General features: G+C 72.1%; 1 pseudogene. It reads left to right on the top strand.

Features of this window, described 5'->3' with window-relative positions:
- Positions 1-603 (top strand): annotated as a pseudogene (locus tag KZA10_RS17095) (bifunctional 3'-5' exonuclease/DNA polymerase); the annotation flags it as partial.

Raw genomic sequence — 603 nt, 5'->3', positions numbered from 1 at the left:
GGAGCGTGAGACGTCCATCCGGCGCCGCGGCGATCACGCTCCTGTGCGCAGCGGAGTCGGCGGGCGGACTCATCGCGGAAGAGATGCGGGCCGCAGGATTGCCGTGGGACGAGGGCGTGCACGACGCGATCCTCACCGACACCCTGGGCACCCGCCCGGTAGCCGGCGGCGTGCCGAGTCGCATGCTCGAACTCGGAGATCGTGTGCGCGAGCTCCTCGGCGATGCCTCGCTGCACCTGGATAGTCAGCAGAAGCTGCTCAGGGCGCTGCACCGCGTCGGGGTGCAGGTCGAGTCGACGAGCCGGTGGGAGCTCGCCGAGCACGACCACCCGGTCGTCGAACCGCTGCTGGCGTACAAGAAGCTCTCCCGGCTGCTCAGCGCCAACGGGTGGGCGTGGCTGGCGGAATGGGTGCATGACGGCCGGTTCCGCCCCGTGTACATCCCCGGAGGCGTCGTCACCGGGCGATGGGCCTCCGCCGGTGGGGGAGCGCTCCAGCTTCCGCGGAGCCTGCGCCCTGCGGTGCGTGCCGACCCCGGGTGGACGCTGGTCGTGGCCGATGTCGCGCAGCTCGAGCCGCGGATGCTCGCCGCGATGGCAGCCG

This window comes from Microbacterium sp. BF1, from assembly GCF_019279095.1.
In the GTDB taxonomy this organism is placed as follows: Bacteria; Actinomycetota; Actinomycetes; order Actinomycetales; family Microbacteriaceae; genus Microbacterium; species Microbacterium maritypicum.
This window is presented reverse-complemented; position numbering and strand designations above follow the sequence as displayed.